This is a genomic window from Paenibacillus sp. P22 (genome assembly GCF_000469945.2).
Classification (GTDB): Bacteria; Bacillota; Bacilli; order Paenibacillales; family Paenibacillaceae; genus Paenibacillus_O; species Paenibacillus_O humicus.
This window is the reverse complement of sequence record NZ_CBRA020000009.1, coordinates 113,071-127,739: the sequence shown is the minus strand read 5'-3', so window position 1 is coordinate 127,739 and position 14,669 is coordinate 113,071. Positions and strand designations below refer to the sequence as shown.

The following is a 14,669-nucleotide window of genomic DNA, read 5'->3' as shown; positions in this document are numbered from 1 at the left end:
TTCATGCGCCGGCCGTATGCCGGCAAGAGGCCGTTTATGCTGGTTTAGTCGTGATTGGGATGGGAATTCGTTGCGGAAAGCCTGCCGTAAGCCGGGTTCTGTGCTCTTCGTGGTCCAGACGGGAACGACCCTCCCACTGCAAGCGACAATCATCTATCTAGGCCTGCCATTGCTGGCAGGCTCAAGCGACCAACCCGAACGCTCCCCGGGCAAGGGTTGCAGCGCGAAGCTGCCGCGTTCTCTTAGGTCTTGCTCCGGATGGGGTTTACCAGCCGCGTTGTCGCCAACGCCGCTCGTGGTCTCTTACACCACGGTTCCACCCTTGCCTGATCCGCGCCGCAAGCGGCGGGCCATCGGCGGTCCATTTCTGTGGCACTATCCTTCGGCTCGCGCCGACTGGACGTTATCCAGCATCCTGCCCTGCGGAGCCCGGACTTTCCTCTCGCGGCACTAGCCGCCAGCGATTGTCTGTCAGACTTTCCAAACCCTTAGCTAGTATACCTGCTGCAGCCTCATCAAGCAAGCCGGAAAGGCTCGGTATTTATGGTTGAGGCGGCCACTTCCGTGCTGTACTTGGATCCGGCCAGACGCTCGCGCAGCCAGTCGGCTGTTTTGGCCTTCATGATCTTCTCCGCATTATGGCCGGGATCGATCAGCGTCATGCCCGCCGCCAGCGCATCATGGGCCGAGTGGTAGTCGATGTCTCCGGTAATGAGCACCTGCGCCCCGGCGAACTGCGCGGCCCGCCAGTATTTGGCCCCGGAGCCGCCCAGCACGGCTGCCTTGCGGATCGTCGCGGAGAAATCGCCGGTGACCCGCACGAACGGAACGTCGAAGGCGGCTTTGACCCTTTCGGCCATGCCTGCGAGCGTGATGGGCTCTTCCAGCTTGCCGGAACGGCCAAGCCCGCGGACAACGCCCTCCTGCTGGAGCAGCGTGATGTCGAAGGCGACTTCTTCGTATGGATGGGCGCTCTGCATCGCTTGGACAGAACGCTTCAGCAGGCTTTCCGGCACGATGGTCTCCAGCCTGATCTCGTCGACCGTCTCAAGGCGTCCTGTAGAGCCGATATAGGGATCCGTACCCGGCCCGGGACGGAACGTCCCCCTTCCCTCCACGCTGAAGCTGCACTGGTCGTAAGCGCCGATCGAGCCTGCGCCCGCTGCCCACAACGCTTCGCGGACAGCCTCGTGATGGGAACCCGGGACGTACACCGACAGCTTGAACAGCTTGTCCTCATGCACCTTCTCCAGGCTGACCCTTCCTTCCGGCTTGATGCCGACCGCATCCGCCATCCAGTCGTTCATGCCGCCGTCAGCCGTGTCGAGGTTCGTATGGGAAATGAATACGGCGATATCATGCTTGATCAGACGCTCATAGAGCGAGCCTGCCGGCGACGACGTATCGATCTTGGCCAGCGGCCTGAAAATGATCGCATGATGGGCGATGATCAGATCGGCCCCCATGGCGATCGCTTCCTCCACCACGGCTTCCGTGACGTCCAGCGCGACAAGCACTTTTCTGATCTCCTTCTGCAGCGTGCCGAGCTGCAGACCGATCCGGTCGTTTTCCACCGCGTATTTTTTGGGAGCCAGCTGCTCCATCAATCCTGTGACGAATTGTCCGCTTGCGAACATGACAGCACCTCCTCGATCAGCCGGCACTCGCGCCTGAAACCTTCGGCACGGGCTGCCGCTTCTTCCGTTCCGGATTTTTGCAGTTCTCCGACGATCCGCTCCAATTTCTTCAGCTCGGAGCGCCATTTGAGGGCGAAGGCTTCGGTTTCGTTTCGGCCGCGAAGAAGCCAAGGGCCCATTTTCAGCCGCAAATCCGACTCCTCTTGAATCGACAGCCCCTCAAGCGTCGTGCCCGAGCCATAGAGCCGGTCATTCAGCGTCGCATGCTCGGGGTTCCGAACCGCATGGAGAACTTCATAGAACTTGCCGTCTTCCTCCAAAATCGTCTCGTCCTGCAAGTACCAGCCCTGCTCCCGCAGCCATTGCCGAACAAGCTCCTCGCCTATATTCGGCTGCAGCACGAGCTCGGTGACGCCCTCCAGCTTGCCGGCCGCAGCCCCCTCGTCCAGAATCGTCCGGATCAAGCCTCCGCCCATGCCGGCTATAGTGACGGCATCGGCTTCTCCTGTCTGGAGCACCTCCAGGCCGTTGCCCCGGCGGGCCTGAATCAATGACGTCAAGCCGGCGGCTGCGATGCCTCGGCGAGCCGCTTCCAGCGGTCCTTCGTTAAGCTCTCCGGCAATGCCGGACGGACTGATGCCGCTCTGCACGAGATAGACGGGCAGCAGCGCATGATCCGATCCGATATCCGCGATTCGCGATCCTTTGGACACAAACCCCGCTATGGCGGAAAGTCGTTTGGAAATCAACATATCAGGCAACCCACGCTATCCAATTTTTTCGCAGAAGGAAAAGAGCCCCTCCGCCTATGACCAGTTTACCAACAAACAGCGCCTGGAGCCAAACTCCCGAGCCCGAATTTGCAAAGAGAGCGATTTCCGGCATCAGGACAAGCAGCGCCGAGAAGCCGAGCAGCACCGCGCAATCGCGCTTGCTCCACCGCTGTGCGAACCATCCCGACCAGGAGAACAGGCCGGCAAGCGGCAGCCAGTACAGCTGGGCTTGAAACAGCGAATAAGGGTACGAATGGTTTCGGAGCAGTAAGGAGTAGACGATGGCAAGGCAAGCCCAGCCGCTGAAATGAAGCAGCGGGATGCGCGCGGCAATGCCGTACGCAATCCAGAATGCAGCGCAAAGTCCGAGAACGAGAGCTTTCCAGCCCCACGCATCCAAGCCGTGCAGGTGAAGAAGATAGAGCGACAAGCCGGCCAATGACAGCATAGCGAGTCCGATCCAGCTCAGCCCGACCGTTTCGTTGCGAGGCCTCAGGATCGTCCCCGCCGTAAGCATGCCCCCCGTTGCCAACAGGCAGAGAGCTATTTGCAATGCCGGATGAAAAGAGCTAAAATGAAGAACAATCAAACAGAAAAAGGAAAAGATAACAAAAATAGATATCCATTTCCAGGCCGAAAATCTTCCGGAACCGCCCGCAGCCGGTTCCTTCGAAACATCGGGTTGCGCTTCCTTCTCGGTGACATACAGGTTGAGCAGGAAGTCGCAGTAATGATCGGGAAGCAGCTTCCCTTTTCTCCACTGCTGGATTTCCTGCACGATGATGCGGCGACGGTCAGCTTCCATATTCGGCTCCTTTTCACGCAAAGGTTCAGGCCGGCAAGGCAGATATGCCTCAGCCGGAACGGTATACCGTAGTCATCGACAACAAGGTTCGGATGTTGAAGGGACTTCGGTCCCCGATGACCATGGTCCCACAGCAATTTGCCCGCCTGTCCATGACTAAAAAAAGACCCTCTGCCGGCGGCAGAAGGTCATTCCTTGAAGGTCTATTCCAGAAAATCCTTGAGCCGCTTGCTGCGGCTCGGATGGCGAAGCTTGCGAAGCGCCTTGGCTTCAATCTGGCGGATCCTCTCGCGCGTGACGCCGAATACCTTGCCTACTTCCTCGAGCGTCCTTGTCCGGCCGTCATCGAGGCCGAAGCGCAGGCGGAGAACGTTCTCCTCCCGCTCCGTCAGCGTATCCAGCACATCCTCAAGCTGCTCCTTCAGCAGTTCGTAAGCGGCGGCATCGGCCGGCGCGAGAGCTTCCTGATCCTCGATGAAATCCCCCAGATGCGAGTCATCCTCTTCCCCGATCGGCGTTTCCAGCGATACAGGCTCCTGGGCAATCTTCATGATCTCGCGGACCTTGTCCGTGCTGAGATCCATCTCGGCGGCAATTTCCTCCGGCGTAGGTTCGCGTCCGAGCTCCTGCAGCAGCTGGCGCGAGACGCGGATCAGCTTGTTGATCGTCTCCACCATGTGGACAGGAATACGGATGGTCCGGGCTTGGTCGGCGATGGCGCGGGTAATCGCCTGACGAATCCACCAGGTCGCGTACGTGCTGAACTTGAAGCCTTTTTGGTGATCGAATTTCTCGACAGCCTTGATGAGACCCATGTTGCCCTCCTGGATCAGATCCAGGAACAGCATGCCGCGTCCGACATAACGCTTCGCGATGCTGACGACGAGACGAAGGTTGGCTTCCGCAAGACGGCGCTTCGCTTCTTCATCGCCTTTCTCGATACGCTTGGCCAGCTCGATCTCGTCATCGGCCAGCAGAAGCGGGACGCGTCCGATCTCCTTGAGATACATGCGGACAGGATCGTTGATCTTGATGCCCGGCGGCAGCGAAAGATCGTCGTCGAAGTTGAAATCGTCGCTTTCGCGTTCCTGGTCTTCGCTGCCCATAGGGGTCGGGCCGTCCTCGGTCTCGTTGGTCACTTCGATGCCGAGATCGTCCAGCTGCTCAAAAAATTCGTCGATCTGCTCCGGCTCCTGGTCGAACGGAGCAAGCTTGTCGATGATTTCTTTATAGGACAGGGAAGAACGCTTTTTGCCCTGTTCAATGAGCTGGTCTTTCACCAGCTCCATTTTTTGTTCGTTGTCCAGCTCAGTATGTTGGTCATTCGCCATATTCCCGACTCCCTCCTCCCTAGAAATGTTCGTCCTGCCGTTTCATTAGCTGTCTTTCTAGGGCGATAATCTCACTTTGGATCTTGGCCGCCTTCAGCACGTCGCCGCTCCGCTCCGCCCGCAGGGCTTCTTCTCTCCTGAGCTCGATTTCCCTCAGCTGCGGCACCTTCAGAATCTCATGAATGTAGGCCGAAAGCAGATGCTCGTCAAAAGGAGATGAATCCTCATGCATCAGAATGGAAGCCGCCGCCCTCTCCAGGCGGTCATCCTGCAGCGAAGCGATGAACCGGCTAGCATCCGGCTCATGCCCTTGCGCGTAATAGGCGTATAAATAAGCAGCAAGCGCCGCGTGATCCTCCACGTTGAATGCATCTCCGAGCCGGTCGTAAATGCTCCGTGCGACTTCGGCATCCCGTATCATCACGCCGAGCAGCCTGCGTTCCGCGCGCTGGTAAGCGGGCAGCAGTGCAGGCGCGGCAGGCGCACGCCTCGTTTCATTCCTACCATTATTCCACGAATTGTCGTTCTTATCCCTGTCCGGCCTGGATTTCTGGCGTTCGCTGTACAGCCTGTGGCAATCCTGCTTCAGCGATTCCAGGGAAATTTCGAATTCTCGCGACAATTCCTTCAGATACACTTCCTGTTCCGTTCGGGAATCCAGTTCCGCTACAATGCCAACGGCTTCCATGACATAATTTTTGCGGCCCTCTTCTCCTATGAGTGTATGACTCCTGCGTGAATATAGTAGTTTAAATTTCGTGACCGACACGGGATTGTCCATCGTCTCCCGCATGAAGGTCTCCGCACCGAAACGGGTAATGCATTCGTCCGGATCCATGCCCTTGGGCAGCATGGCGACGAGCACGCGAAGCCCGGCCTTCTCCAGGATCGGGATGTTCTTCATGACGGCGGCTTGGCCGGCGTCGTCTCCGTCGTAACAGAGGATGATTTCCTCCAAATCCCTTGAAAGCCGCTTCGCCTGCTCTTCGGTCAAAGCGGTTCCCATCGTGGCCACGCCGTTTTTGACTCCGGCGCTCCATGCCTTGATGACATCCATATACCCCTCGAACAGCACCCCGGAACGCTTTTTGCGCATGACCGGCCGCGCAGCGTGCAGATTGTACAGCAGCTTGCTTTTGCCGAACAGCCTCGTCTCCGGGGAGTTCAAGTATTTGGGCTGGGAGTTGTCCATGATGCGTCCGCCGAAGCCGCATACTTTGCCGTCCCGATCGCGGATCGGAAACATGACCCGTCCTCGGAAACGGTCGACGTGGCCGCTGCCGTCGGATTTGGCCGAAAGCAGTCCCGCTCGTTCCAGCAGCTCGGGCTCGTAGCCCCTGGAGGTCAGAAATCTGGAGAGCGTGTCCCAACTTTCAGGCGCAAAACCGATGGAGAACTCGTCGATCAGCTTGCTGTTCAGCCCCCTGGAGAGCAGATAAGCGCGAGCTTCCTGGCCCTGGGCGGAATTGTTGAGCAGATAATGGTAGAACTTGGCGGCAAGCTCATGCGCCTCATAATGGCGCTCGAGCTCGGGGTCACGAGGCGAAGAGCTATCGTCGGACGCGTCCCATGTAATGGGCATCCCCGCCTCTTTCGCCAAATGGCGGACGGCTTCAGGGAAAGTGTAGCCCTCGATCTCTTCAATGAACCGGATGACGTTGCCGCCTTTGCCGCAGCCGTAGCAATGAAAAATCTGCAGCTCCGGCGTGACCGTGAAGGAGGGAGTCCGTTCGGAATGGAACGGGCACAGCCCCTTCATGTATTTGCCGTTCTTGGTTAGATGAACGTACTTCCCTACCGTGTCCACAATTTCATGATGCCGGCGCACTTCATCGATGACGCTGTCCGGTATCTTGCCATATGCCACTCGTTCATCACCTTCGTCTTAATAACACGTAATACTATTCGCTAGACCCTATCGTTTTCCTGCCTGTGCTTCAAAACTTTTGTCAGCTTTTGTTGAAAGCAGGCCCGGTCTTCCGACGTCATGGCCTTAGGTCCTTTGGTCCTTCCGCCGCTGCGGCGGATGACGCTTTGCTCATGCCGGCGGGCCATCAGGAAGTCGATGTTCCCGTCCGTGTAGCTCTGGCCGCGAAACCCGATCACTTCGGCTCCCTTGGCCAGCGCGATGGCGGCAAGTCCAAAGTCTCCGGTAATGACGATATCTCCGCGGCGGATCCGGTTCAGGATATAAAGATCGGCCGACTGGCTGCTTCGGTCCACATGGACCACTTCCGTGCCGGGCTCTCTCTCCAAGCGATGGTCATAGGACGAGACCAGCACCACCGGCACGGATGCGGCGGCTGCCGTATCGATGATTTCCCGCTTGACCGGACAAGCGTCGGCGTCAACAACGATCACAAACGGCTCTCTCAATAGGATCCTCCCGTCAACCCGTCCTGCCTCGGGCGCAGCCGCCGCTCCGGTCATGCTTCATCACGAGGCTGCAAATGCTCCGGATGTGTTCCATGACGGAGCTTCAGCTGCCCCGGACATGCTCCATGATAAGGCTTGCCGTTTCTTCGACCGCCCTGTGGGACACGTCGATGACAAAACAGCCGATCCGGTCCATGATCTCCTTGGCGTAGAGGAGCTCCCTCTCGATGCGCTGCGCCGTCGCATAGGAGGCGCTGTCAGGCAGGCCGAGCGCCTTGAGCCGCTCCTTGCGGATGACGTTGAGATAATGGACGTCGATCGTAAGGCCGACAATCCGCTCCCTTGGAACCGTGAACAGCTCGTCCGGCGGCTTCAGTTCCGGCACGAGCGGGACGTTGGCGACTTTGTATTTCTTGTGGGCGAGATACATGGACAACGGGGTTTTCGACGTCCGTGATACGCCTACAAGAACAATATCGGCTTTTTTGACGCCGGTTGTATCCCTAGCGTCATCATATTTGACTGCGAATTCTACCGCTTCGACCTTGCGGAAGTAATCCTCGTCAAGCACATGGTTGAGGCCGGGCTCCTGCCTGGACGGCATTCCAGTCTTCTTCTCGAGGCTGGCGACCAGCGGGCCGAGCAGATCGATCGTCTCGACTCCGCTTGCAGCTCCCAGAGTGGTCATCGCTTCCCGCAAATGGGGAAGGACGAGCGTATACAGAATGATCGCTCCGTTGCCCCTGGCAAGCTCGACCACCTTGGCCAGCGACTGCTCGTCCGCCACGAACGGAGCCCGCCGGATCTGGGGCACGATGGGATGGAACTGGGCCGCTGCGGCACGGACGACGAGCTCGCCCGTATCCCCGGCGGAATCGGATACGACATATACGATCACATCGCGAATCTGAGCCGGCTGATTCATGCCGGTCATACCCCCTATCCAAATATAATCCGCCTTAAGGGGTGCGCCTTAAGGCGGGCCGAGAGAATATCAGGACCAGACCAGCTTGGAGAAATCTGCGTAGGCCGCCGCATCGCGGGCGATCTGCGACAGGAGCGCCAGGCGGTTGCGGCGTACCGCTGCATCATCGGCCATGACCATGACGCTGTCGAAGAACGCCGTAATCGGGCCGCGCAGTTCCGACAGACGGGCCAGCGCGCCATGGGCGTCGCCGGCTTCCATGGAAGCCGCGAACCGGACGTGAACGCCATTGGCATGCTCGAACAGGCTGCGCTCGGCTTCCGCCTCCAGCAAGGAAGCGTCGACGGCTGCGCCCTCCTCCGCTTTGGCGGCAAGATTGGCGGTGCGCGTCAAGGCGTCCACGACGCTCTTGAAGTCGTCCTTGTCCGGTCCGGTCGCCAGCGCGATGAGCGCTCCGGCGCGGCTGACGGCCATATTGAGATCGTCGAATCCGGCCGCCAGCGCCGCATCGATCACATCGTAGCGGTTGCCTTGTTCCGTAAGCACGTTCTTGAGGCGCAAGGCAAAGAAATCGTAAAGCTCCTTACGGATTTCATCCCCGCTTCGTTTCAAGCCCCGCTCGGCATGAATATCAAGGGCGAAGCCGAACAGCTCTCCAAGGCCGACCGCCATCCGATGGCTCAGGACGATCTGGACGATGCCGGCTGCCTGACGGCGCAGGGCGTAAGGATCCTGCGAGCCTGTCGGAATGATTCCGATCGAGAAGCAGCCGACGATCGTGTCGATCTTGTCCGCCAGGCTGACGATGGCTCCCGCCAGGGAAGCCGGAGCCAGGTCGCCGGAGAAGCGGGGCTGGTAATGCTCATTGACAGCCCGGGCCACTTCTTCGCGCTCGCCGGCTTTGCGGGCATAGTCTTCGCCCATGATGCCTTGCAGCTCGGGGAACTCGTACACCATCTGAGTCACGAGGTCGAATTTGCAGATTTCAGCCGCGCGGACGGCATCGCCAGCGGCCTGCGGATCCGCCTTCAGAGCTTCTGCGATGCTTCGGGACAGCTTGACGATCCGGCGGACCTTGTCCGCTACCGTGCCGAGCTCTTCGTGATAGACGACATTTTCCAGCTTGCCGAGAGCTTCGGCGATCGGCAGCTTCTGGTCTTCGTCATAGAAGAACTTCGCGTCGGACAAGCGGGCTCGGAGCACCTTCTCGTTGCCTTTGGCGACGTTCACGAGCGAGACGGAATTCCCGTTGCGCACCGTCACGAAGTAGGGCAGCAGCTTGCCGCTGCCGTCCAGCACCGGGAAGTAGCGCTGATGCTCCCGCATCGAGGTGATCAGCACCTCCTGCGGAATTTCCAGGAAGGCGGAGTCGAACGTCCCGAACAGCACGGTCGGCGTTTCGACGAGGAACAGCACTTCCTCCAGCAGATCGTCCTTGATGGAGATCGTCCAGCCTTTTTCTGCAGCAAGCGCTTCGATCTGTTCCACGATCAGCTTCTCGCGCTCCGCGATATCGGCGATGACATGCTGGGAGCGGAGAGCTTCGATATAACGGGCGGGCTCTTCCACTGCCGTCTCGCCTCCAAGGAAGCGATGTCCGCGCGTCACGTTGCCGCTGCGGACGCCGGCAATTTCCAGAGGAACGACTTCGCTTCCCAGCAGCGCAATCAGCCACTTGATCGGACGAACGAATTTGAGATCGTAGCTGCCCCAGCGCATGTTTTTGGGGAAGGTCATCGCGGCCAGAATGCCGGCGAGGCCTTCCGGCAGCACCGATGCCGTGTCGGTGCCGATGCTGCTTTTGCTGGCATAGACGTATTCCACTCCCGCAAGCTCCTTGAAGAACAGAGCCTCGGGCTCCACGCCCTGGCTGCGGGCGAAGCCGACCGCCGCCTTGCTCCAGTTCCCCTCGGCATCCTGGGCGATTTTACGGGATGGCCCTTTCACGTCCTCATGCACGTCGGCCTGCTTTTCCTCCACGCCTTCCACAAGCACGGCGAGACGCCGCGGAGTCGCGTAAGCGTGGATGTCTCCATGGCCGATTCGGGAATCGTCCAGCCATTTGGCCGTCCGGTCCTTCAGCTGGTTCACGGCTGCGCGCACGAAGCGGGCAGGCACTTCCTCAAGACCGATCTCGAACAGCAGATCCTTAGCCATTCTGCTCAGCTCCTTTCTTCAGCAAAGGGAAGCCGAGGCGTTCCCGCTCCTCCAGGTAAGTGGCCGCGCAGGTGCGGGCGAGGTTGCGGACACGCGTAATATAGCCCGTCCGTTCCGTAACGCTGATCGCGCCTCTCGCATCCAGCAGATTGAACGCATGGGAGCATTTCAGCACATAATCGTAAGCCGGGAATACGAGGTTCTGCTCCATGGCTCGGCGGGCTTCGCCTTCGTACATGGAGAACAGCTGGAACAGCATCGCCGAGTCGCTGACTTCGAACGTATATTTGGAATGCTCGTACTCAGGCTGCAGGAAGACATCGCCATAAGAGACTCCTTCTACCCATTCGAGGTCGAAAACATTTTCCTTCTCCTGAATGTAGGAAGCCAGACGCTCCAGCCCGTACGTGATCTCGCCGGATACCGGGCTTGTCTCGATGCCGCCGACCTGCTGGAAATAGGTGAACTGCGTAATCTCCATGCCGTTCAGCCATACTTCCCAGCCAAGGCCCGCGCAGCCGAGTGACGGGTTCTCCCAGTTGTCCTCGACAAAGCGGATATCGTGATGCAGCGGATCGATGCCCAGACGCTTGAGGCTTTCCAGGTAAAGCTCCTGAATATTGTCCGGGGAAGGCTTGAGAATGACCTGGAACTGGTGATGCTGATACAGCCGGTTCGGATTTTCGCCGTAACGGCCGTCGGCAGGACGCCGGGATGGCTCCACATAGGCTACGTTCCACGGCTCTGGGCCGATGGAGCGCATGAATGTCATCGGATTCATCGTTCCGGCGCCCTTTTCCACGTCGTATGGCTGGACCAGAATGCAGTTCTGTTCCGCCCAGAATTGCTGCAGCGTCAGAATCATGCCTTGAAAATTCATCATATGCACTCTCCTTCAAGTGGGATGGAATCCCGGATCCATGAATCCGGGGATGCCGTCAGATGGAAGGGAGAGGGGCTGTATGCACGCAAAAAACTCTCGTCCCTACGTCTGACGCACAGACGTAGGAACGAGAGTCTGCTCCCGCGGTTCCACCCTACTTGGCTTCTTCCGGCAGGCCGCCGTCCGAATGCCCTCTTTCCTGAACAACACGCACTCCGGAGCGCCTGTCATCTGCGTCGTCCGGCCGGGCTTGCACTGCCCCCGGCTCGCTGATCGGATCTGCCGCAGATACCTTCTCCATCATAGTCCGTTATACATATTGATTCATTGTATTCTTCAGGAACGGGTTTGTCAACTCCCGGGTTCAGCCTCATGAAGGCATTCATGTTCCCGACACGTTCAGGACTCAGGACTGCTTGTCAGCCGAAACAGGCTTGCTGCTGCCTTCCGCTTGAGGATCTATGTTCTGCCCCTGCTCGATTTTGCGGGTCTGCTCCGGAGAATTGTTCTCCGGGTTTTGCTTGTCCCGTTCATCGGGATTTCCTGCATTGATTTGGTTCGCCATGCCGGCCACTCTCCTTTTGAACGTTGATTGTCCCGTATCCGGCCATCAACGGCCTCGGGTAAAGATGCTTACCCTATCAAGAAAAGGTTCAAGCAAGCCGTGCACCATTATGCCATCAAGCGTCCTCCGGATCCACCGCTTCCTCGCCGCCGGACGGCGAAGCTTCAGACGGACTGTCCTCGGCAGACGTCGGGCGCTGGCATCCGCCGGCGCGGAACCGGTCCAGCCCTGCCGCGTCCAAGCCGGCGCCGTTGTCCTTCACGGTCAGGCTGCACCAGCCGCCTTCCTGCCGGCCTTCGATGACGATGCAGCCGCCTTCGAGGCGCGGCTCGATGCCGTGCACGATGGAGTTCTCCACGAGCGGCTGCAGCAGCAGCCTCGGGATGAGAACGTCCTGCATCTCTTCCGGCACGTTGATCTCATATTGAAGCCGGTCCATTCTCAGGTTGTGGATGGTCAGGTAGCTGCGGACCAGCTCCAGCTCCTCCCGCACGGGAACGAGCTGGTTTTCCAGGCGGGTCGAGTAGCGGTAGTAGTCGGCGAGATTTTCCGCCATCGCAATGACCGCATCCCGGTCCTCCATCATGGCCGAGTTGGCGATGAAGAACAGCGAGTTGTAGAGGAAATGCGGATTGATCTGCGACTGCAGCTGCTTGAGCGTCGCCTCGCGGGAGCGAAGCCGCTCCGTATACACATCCTCGACCAGCACCTGGATTTTGCCCGCCATTTCGTTGTAATGCCCGATCAGATCGTCGAACTCGCTCCCCGCCTTGTACTCGATCCTCGAGGAGAAGTCCCCGCTGCTCATCCGGCGCACGCCCCGAATCATCTTCTGCAGCGGAATCTGCACGTTGCGGTAGAGCAGCAGCGCCGAGACGAATCCGATCAGCACGAGCGCCGCGATCGAGCCGTAAAACCAGTTGCGGACGGATGTAATGGGACTGAGAATCCGCTGGACCGGGACGTAATCGGCCAAATACCAGCCGAGCTGAGCGGACTTCACATAGCTGACCAGATAGGACTGGCCGCCGACCTCGATCGTCTGCTGGCCTCTGGGCGCCTCCGTTCGGCTCAGCAATCCGTCCCGGATCGCCTCCGCCATGGCGCGGTCCGAGCTGCTGCCCAGAATAAGCTCCTGACCGGAACGGTACAGGAAGGGATCGCTGCGCTTGTCCTTGCGGTACAGATCCAGCAGATCCCGCAGCGCCTCCGCGGGGAAGCGCACCTGGAACACCGCGTCCGCCTCGCCTGCAAGTCCGGCGTCCGCAGGCTCGGCCGTCTCGCGGAGGAACGTTCCCGCCGGGTTGCCCCGCGACAGATCCTCCTCGTACGTCCATTCCTTGCGGATGGGCTTGTCCCAGCCCCAGGCGTCCGCTCCGTTGACGTAGATGTTCGAGCTCAGCACCGAGCTCTGCCGCGGCAGAGCGATCGACAGGTCGTTCGTCCAGCTGCCGGAAGCGCTTTGCAGGCTGAGCTTCTCCCGAATCCGCGATTGCGCCTTCAGCGGGTTGATCTGCGCCTCCCCCTCGCCGGCGACATAGTCGCGGATATGGGGGTCGTAGCTGAGGATGACCGGAAACAGCGACAGGCTCTCCATGACGTTGTCCATCCGGTTCGCGAAGAAGCCGAGCTCGCTGAGGTTGGAGGAGCGCAGCTGCTCCTCCACGACCTTTTCCGCCTGACGGTTGGAATAGCTGTACAGCAGCAGGACCGGAAGCAGCAGCAGCGCCAGCACGGCGACTACCTTGGTGAACAGGGACACCCGGCGCCGGCCGGCGCCGCGGTTATTCGCGATCCAGAATCGATTGAAGAACCGCATTCTGCTCATCCGCCTTCTCCTTGATGTCCGGGTAGCCCGTCATCACCCGCTGCACGATTTCCCCTACCGCCTCCCGCGCTTCGGCTACATGGACCGCCACCGGACGGTCATGGTCGATGCCGGTATCTCCGTAGCCGCGAATCACAGCCGCCAGCTCCGGCGGAAACGCCGCCGTGCCTTCCGGCAGGCTCCATACGGACTTGCGGGCGCCGGTATTGCCCAGCGCCTGAGCGGCCAGGACGTTCTCCTTGCTGGTCGCCCAGCGGATGAACGCCCACGCCGCGTCCTTGTCGGCGGTCCGGGGGTTCATCGCCATGCCCCACGAGGTGATGCTGTAGGTCCGGGAGCCTCCCGAGCCCGCGGGGAACGGCGCGAAGCCGACCTTGTCCGCCACCTTGGAGCGTCCGGGGTCCGTCACGCTGTGGTAGATGGATGTCGCATCCGTGTAAAAGGCCGCTTTGCCTTCTGCGAAAAACGCGATCGCCTGCGGCCAGGACATATTGATGACATCCGGGGGACCGTAATCCCGGAGCAGCCCTCCGTACAGCTTGAACGCCCGGATCGCCTCGGGCGAATTGATGGCGGCCTTGCCGCCTTCGGTGAAGTCTCCTCCTTCGGAATAAAGAAACGACGAAACCTGCGTCACGAGCGGCGAGCGCTGGCCCCGAGAGACGAAGCCATAGATGCCGCTTGCCGGATCATGGAGCCTCCGTGCCGCCTCGGCCAGCTCTTGAAGCGTCTTCGGCACCGGAATTCCGGCCTGCCGGAGCAGATCCTTGCGATAATAAAGCACGCCCTGCTCCGTAACGACCGGAATGCCCGCCAGACGACCGTCCACCGTAGCGGAGCGGACCGCCTGGGGCGAGAAATCGCTCCAGTCGTACGCGGAGTCCTGCTTCACATAGCCGTCCAGATGCTCCAGCCAGCCGTTGCGGTCGAACATCCGACCTTCCTGCAGCGGCCGGTACATGAACACATCCGGCGTGCCCGTGCCGCTCGTCAGCTGCAGGATAAGCTTCTGAGTAAGCTGATCTTCAAAGTAACTTTGGACGATGACGTTCATGCCCGTCTCCGCCTCGAATTCAGGCAGGAGCGGCTTGATCGCATCCGCCCAGGGATGGTTTGCCGCCGCGAACACGAGGGTTTTGCCTTGAAACGGCTTGTCCGGCCCCGCTCCGCCTTCTCCGCCGGACCCTGGTCCCGCGCAGCCGGCGAGCAGCGCCATTGCCGCCAGCAGGCCTGTCCGGGCCGCTTTTCGCCCGTATTTCATGCTGCTTCCCCCTTGCTGCCCTTCGGCATGCTTAACGATACCCCAGCGCGCAAGCCCGGGATATAACGAATACTAAATATCATAACCACCGCTCAAGCAATTGTTGCGGGAAAGGGAGATTCAGGAAA

The 14,669-nt window shown here is 59.8% G+C and carries 13 protein-coding genes and 1 other RNA gene; 1 reads left to right on the top strand and 13 read right to left on the bottom strand.

The window, feature by feature from the left end; translation table 11 throughout:
• Positions 1 to 72: 72 nt before the first annotated feature.
• From rnpB to BN871_RS03100, 4 genes are all read right to left on the bottom strand, one after another.
• Positions 73 to 480: RNase P RNA component class A (gene rnpB, locus BN871_RS26080), an RNA gene on the bottom strand.
• Positions 481 to 515: 35 nt separating this feature from the next.
• Positions 516 to 1,637 carry a Nif3-like dinuclear metal center hexameric protein gene (locus tag BN871_RS03110; RefSeq protein ID WP_048744417.1) on the bottom strand — a complete coding sequence of 374 codons (1,122 nt, stop codon included), beginning with the start codon at positions 1,635 to 1,637 and terminating at the stop codon, positions 516 to 518.
• Positions 1,604 to 2,389, bottom strand: coding sequence for a class I SAM-dependent methyltransferase (locus BN871_RS03105; RefSeq protein ID WP_048744415.1), 786 nt, complete (start codon positions 2,387 to 2,389; stop codon positions 1,604 to 1,606). Before BN871_RS03105 ends, BN871_RS03110 begins: the two co-directional genes overlap by 34 nt.
• Position 2,390: 1 nt before the next feature.
• On the bottom strand, positions 2,391 to 2,927 hold the full coding sequence (locus BN871_RS03100) for a hypothetical protein (protein ID WP_127508191.1): 537 nt from the start codon (positions 2,925 to 2,927) through the stop codon (positions 2,391 to 2,393).
• A 57-nt stretch (positions 2,928 to 2,984) separates the two neighbouring features.
• Between BN871_RS03100 and BN871_RS27390 the strand changes: the two genes are divergently transcribed.
• The gene (locus BN871_RS27390; RefSeq protein WP_157060183.1) at positions 2,985 to 3,287 is read left to right on the top strand and encodes a hypothetical protein; all 303 of its coding nucleotides are present in this window, start codon (positions 2,985 to 2,987) and stop codon (positions 3,285 to 3,287) included.
• A gap of 131 nt (positions 3,288 to 3,418) precedes the next feature.
• Here BN871_RS27390 and rpoD read toward each other — a convergent pair whose 3' ends face one another.
• The 9 genes from rpoD to BN871_RS03060 form a co-directional block, all read right to left on the bottom strand.
• A complete protein-coding gene (gene rpoD, locus BN871_RS03095; RefSeq protein WP_048744411.1) occupies positions 3,419 to 4,546 on the bottom strand; it encodes an RNA polymerase sigma factor RpoD in 1,128 nt (375 codons plus the stop codon).
• A gap of 19 nt (positions 4,547 to 4,565) precedes the next feature.
• On the bottom strand, positions 4,566 to 6,413 hold the full coding sequence (dnaG, locus tag BN871_RS03090) for a DNA primase (RefSeq protein WP_021877515.1): 1,848 nt from the start codon (positions 6,411 to 6,413) through the stop codon (positions 4,566 to 4,568).
• A 41-nt stretch (positions 6,414 to 6,454) separates the two neighbouring features.
• Positions 6,455 to 6,928 (bottom strand): YaiI/YqxD family protein, encoded by a 474-nt coding sequence (locus BN871_RS03085; RefSeq protein ID WP_048744483.1) that lies wholly within the window; start codon positions 6,926 to 6,928, stop codon positions 6,455 to 6,457.
• Between the two features lie 97 nt (positions 6,929 to 7,025).
• Positions 7,026 to 7,856, bottom strand: a complete 831-nt coding sequence (locus BN871_RS03080) for a pyruvate, water dikinase regulatory protein (RefSeq protein WP_048744409.1) — start codon at positions 7,854 to 7,856, stop codon at positions 7,026 to 7,028.
• 60 nt (positions 7,857 to 7,916) lie between these two features.
• The gene (gene glyS, locus BN871_RS03075) at positions 7,917 to 10,004 is read right to left on the bottom strand and encodes a glycine--tRNA ligase subunit beta (protein ID WP_048744407.1); all 2,088 of its coding nucleotides are present in this window, start codon (positions 10,002 to 10,004) and stop codon (positions 7,917 to 7,919) included.
• Entirely contained in the window at positions 9,997 to 10,884 is an 888-nt protein-coding gene (gene glyQ, locus BN871_RS03070) for a glycine--tRNA ligase subunit alpha (protein WP_048744480.1), read from the bottom strand. Before glyQ ends, glyS begins: the two co-directional genes overlap by 8 nt.
• Positions 10,885 to 11,293: 409 nt before the next feature.
• Positions 11,294 to 11,452 carry a hypothetical protein gene (locus BN871_RS27385; protein ID WP_021877521.1) on the bottom strand — a complete coding sequence of 53 codons (159 nt, stop codon included), beginning with the start codon at positions 11,450 to 11,452 and terminating at the stop codon, positions 11,294 to 11,296.
• 115 nt (positions 11,453 to 11,567) lie between these two features.
• Positions 11,568 to 13,280 carry a sensor histidine kinase gene (locus BN871_RS03065; protein ID WP_053086928.1) on the bottom strand — a complete coding sequence of 571 codons (1,713 nt, stop codon included), beginning with the start codon at positions 13,278 to 13,280 and terminating at the stop codon, positions 11,568 to 11,570.
• Positions 13,237 to 14,541 carry a sugar ABC transporter substrate-binding protein gene (locus BN871_RS03060; protein WP_048744405.1) on the bottom strand — a complete coding sequence of 435 codons (1,305 nt, stop codon included), beginning with the start codon at positions 14,539 to 14,541 and terminating at the stop codon, positions 13,237 to 13,239. The genes BN871_RS03065 and BN871_RS03060 overlap by 44 nt, the downstream gene beginning before the upstream one ends.
• Positions 14,542 to 14,669: the final 128 nt, after the last annotated feature.

What these genes read in the sequence shown, in the direction of transcription:
- BN871_RS03065 (WP_053086928.1), bottom strand. Translation starts at nt 13,280, where the DNA reads ATGAGCAGAATGCGGTTCTTCAATCGATTCTGGATCGCGAATAACCGC.
- BN871_RS03080 (WP_048744409.1), bottom strand. Translation starts at nt 7,856, where the DNA reads ATGACCGGCATGAATCAGCCGGCTCAGATTCGCGATGTGATCGTATAT.
- BN871_RS03105 (WP_048744415.1), bottom strand. Translation starts at nt 2,389, where the DNA reads ATGTTGATTTCCAAACGACTTTCCGCCATAGCGGGGTTTGTGTCCAAA.
- rpoD (WP_048744411.1), bottom strand. Translation starts at nt 4,546, where the DNA reads ATGGCGAATGACCAACATACTGAGCTGGACAACGAACAAAAAATGGAG.
- BN871_RS27390 (WP_157060183.1), top strand. Translation starts at nt 2,985, where the DNA reads ATGAAGAACAATCAAACAGAAAAAGGAAAAGATAACAAAAATAGATAT.
- BN871_RS27385 (WP_021877521.1), bottom strand. Translation starts at nt 11,452, where the DNA reads ATGGCGAACCAAATCAATGCAGGAAATCCCGATGAACGGGACAAGCAA.
- BN871_RS03060 (WP_048744405.1), bottom strand. Translation starts at nt 14,541, where the DNA reads ATGAAATACGGGCGAAAAGCGGCCCGGACAGGCCTGCTGGCGGCAATG.
- glyS (WP_048744407.1), bottom strand. Translation starts at nt 10,004, where the DNA reads ATGGCTAAGGATCTGCTGTTCGAGATCGGTCTTGAGGAAGTGCCTGCC.
- glyQ (WP_048744480.1), bottom strand. Translation starts at nt 10,884, where the DNA reads ATGAATTTTCAAGGCATGATTCTGACGCTGCAGCAATTCTGGGCGGAA.
- BN871_RS03110 (WP_048744417.1), bottom strand. Translation starts at nt 1,637, where the DNA reads ATGTTCGCAAGCGGACAATTCGTCACAGGATTGATGGAGCAGCTGGCT.
- BN871_RS03100 (WP_127508191.1), bottom strand. Translation starts at nt 2,927, where the DNA reads ATGCTTACGGCGGGGACGATCCTGAGGCCTCGCAACGAAACGGTCGGG.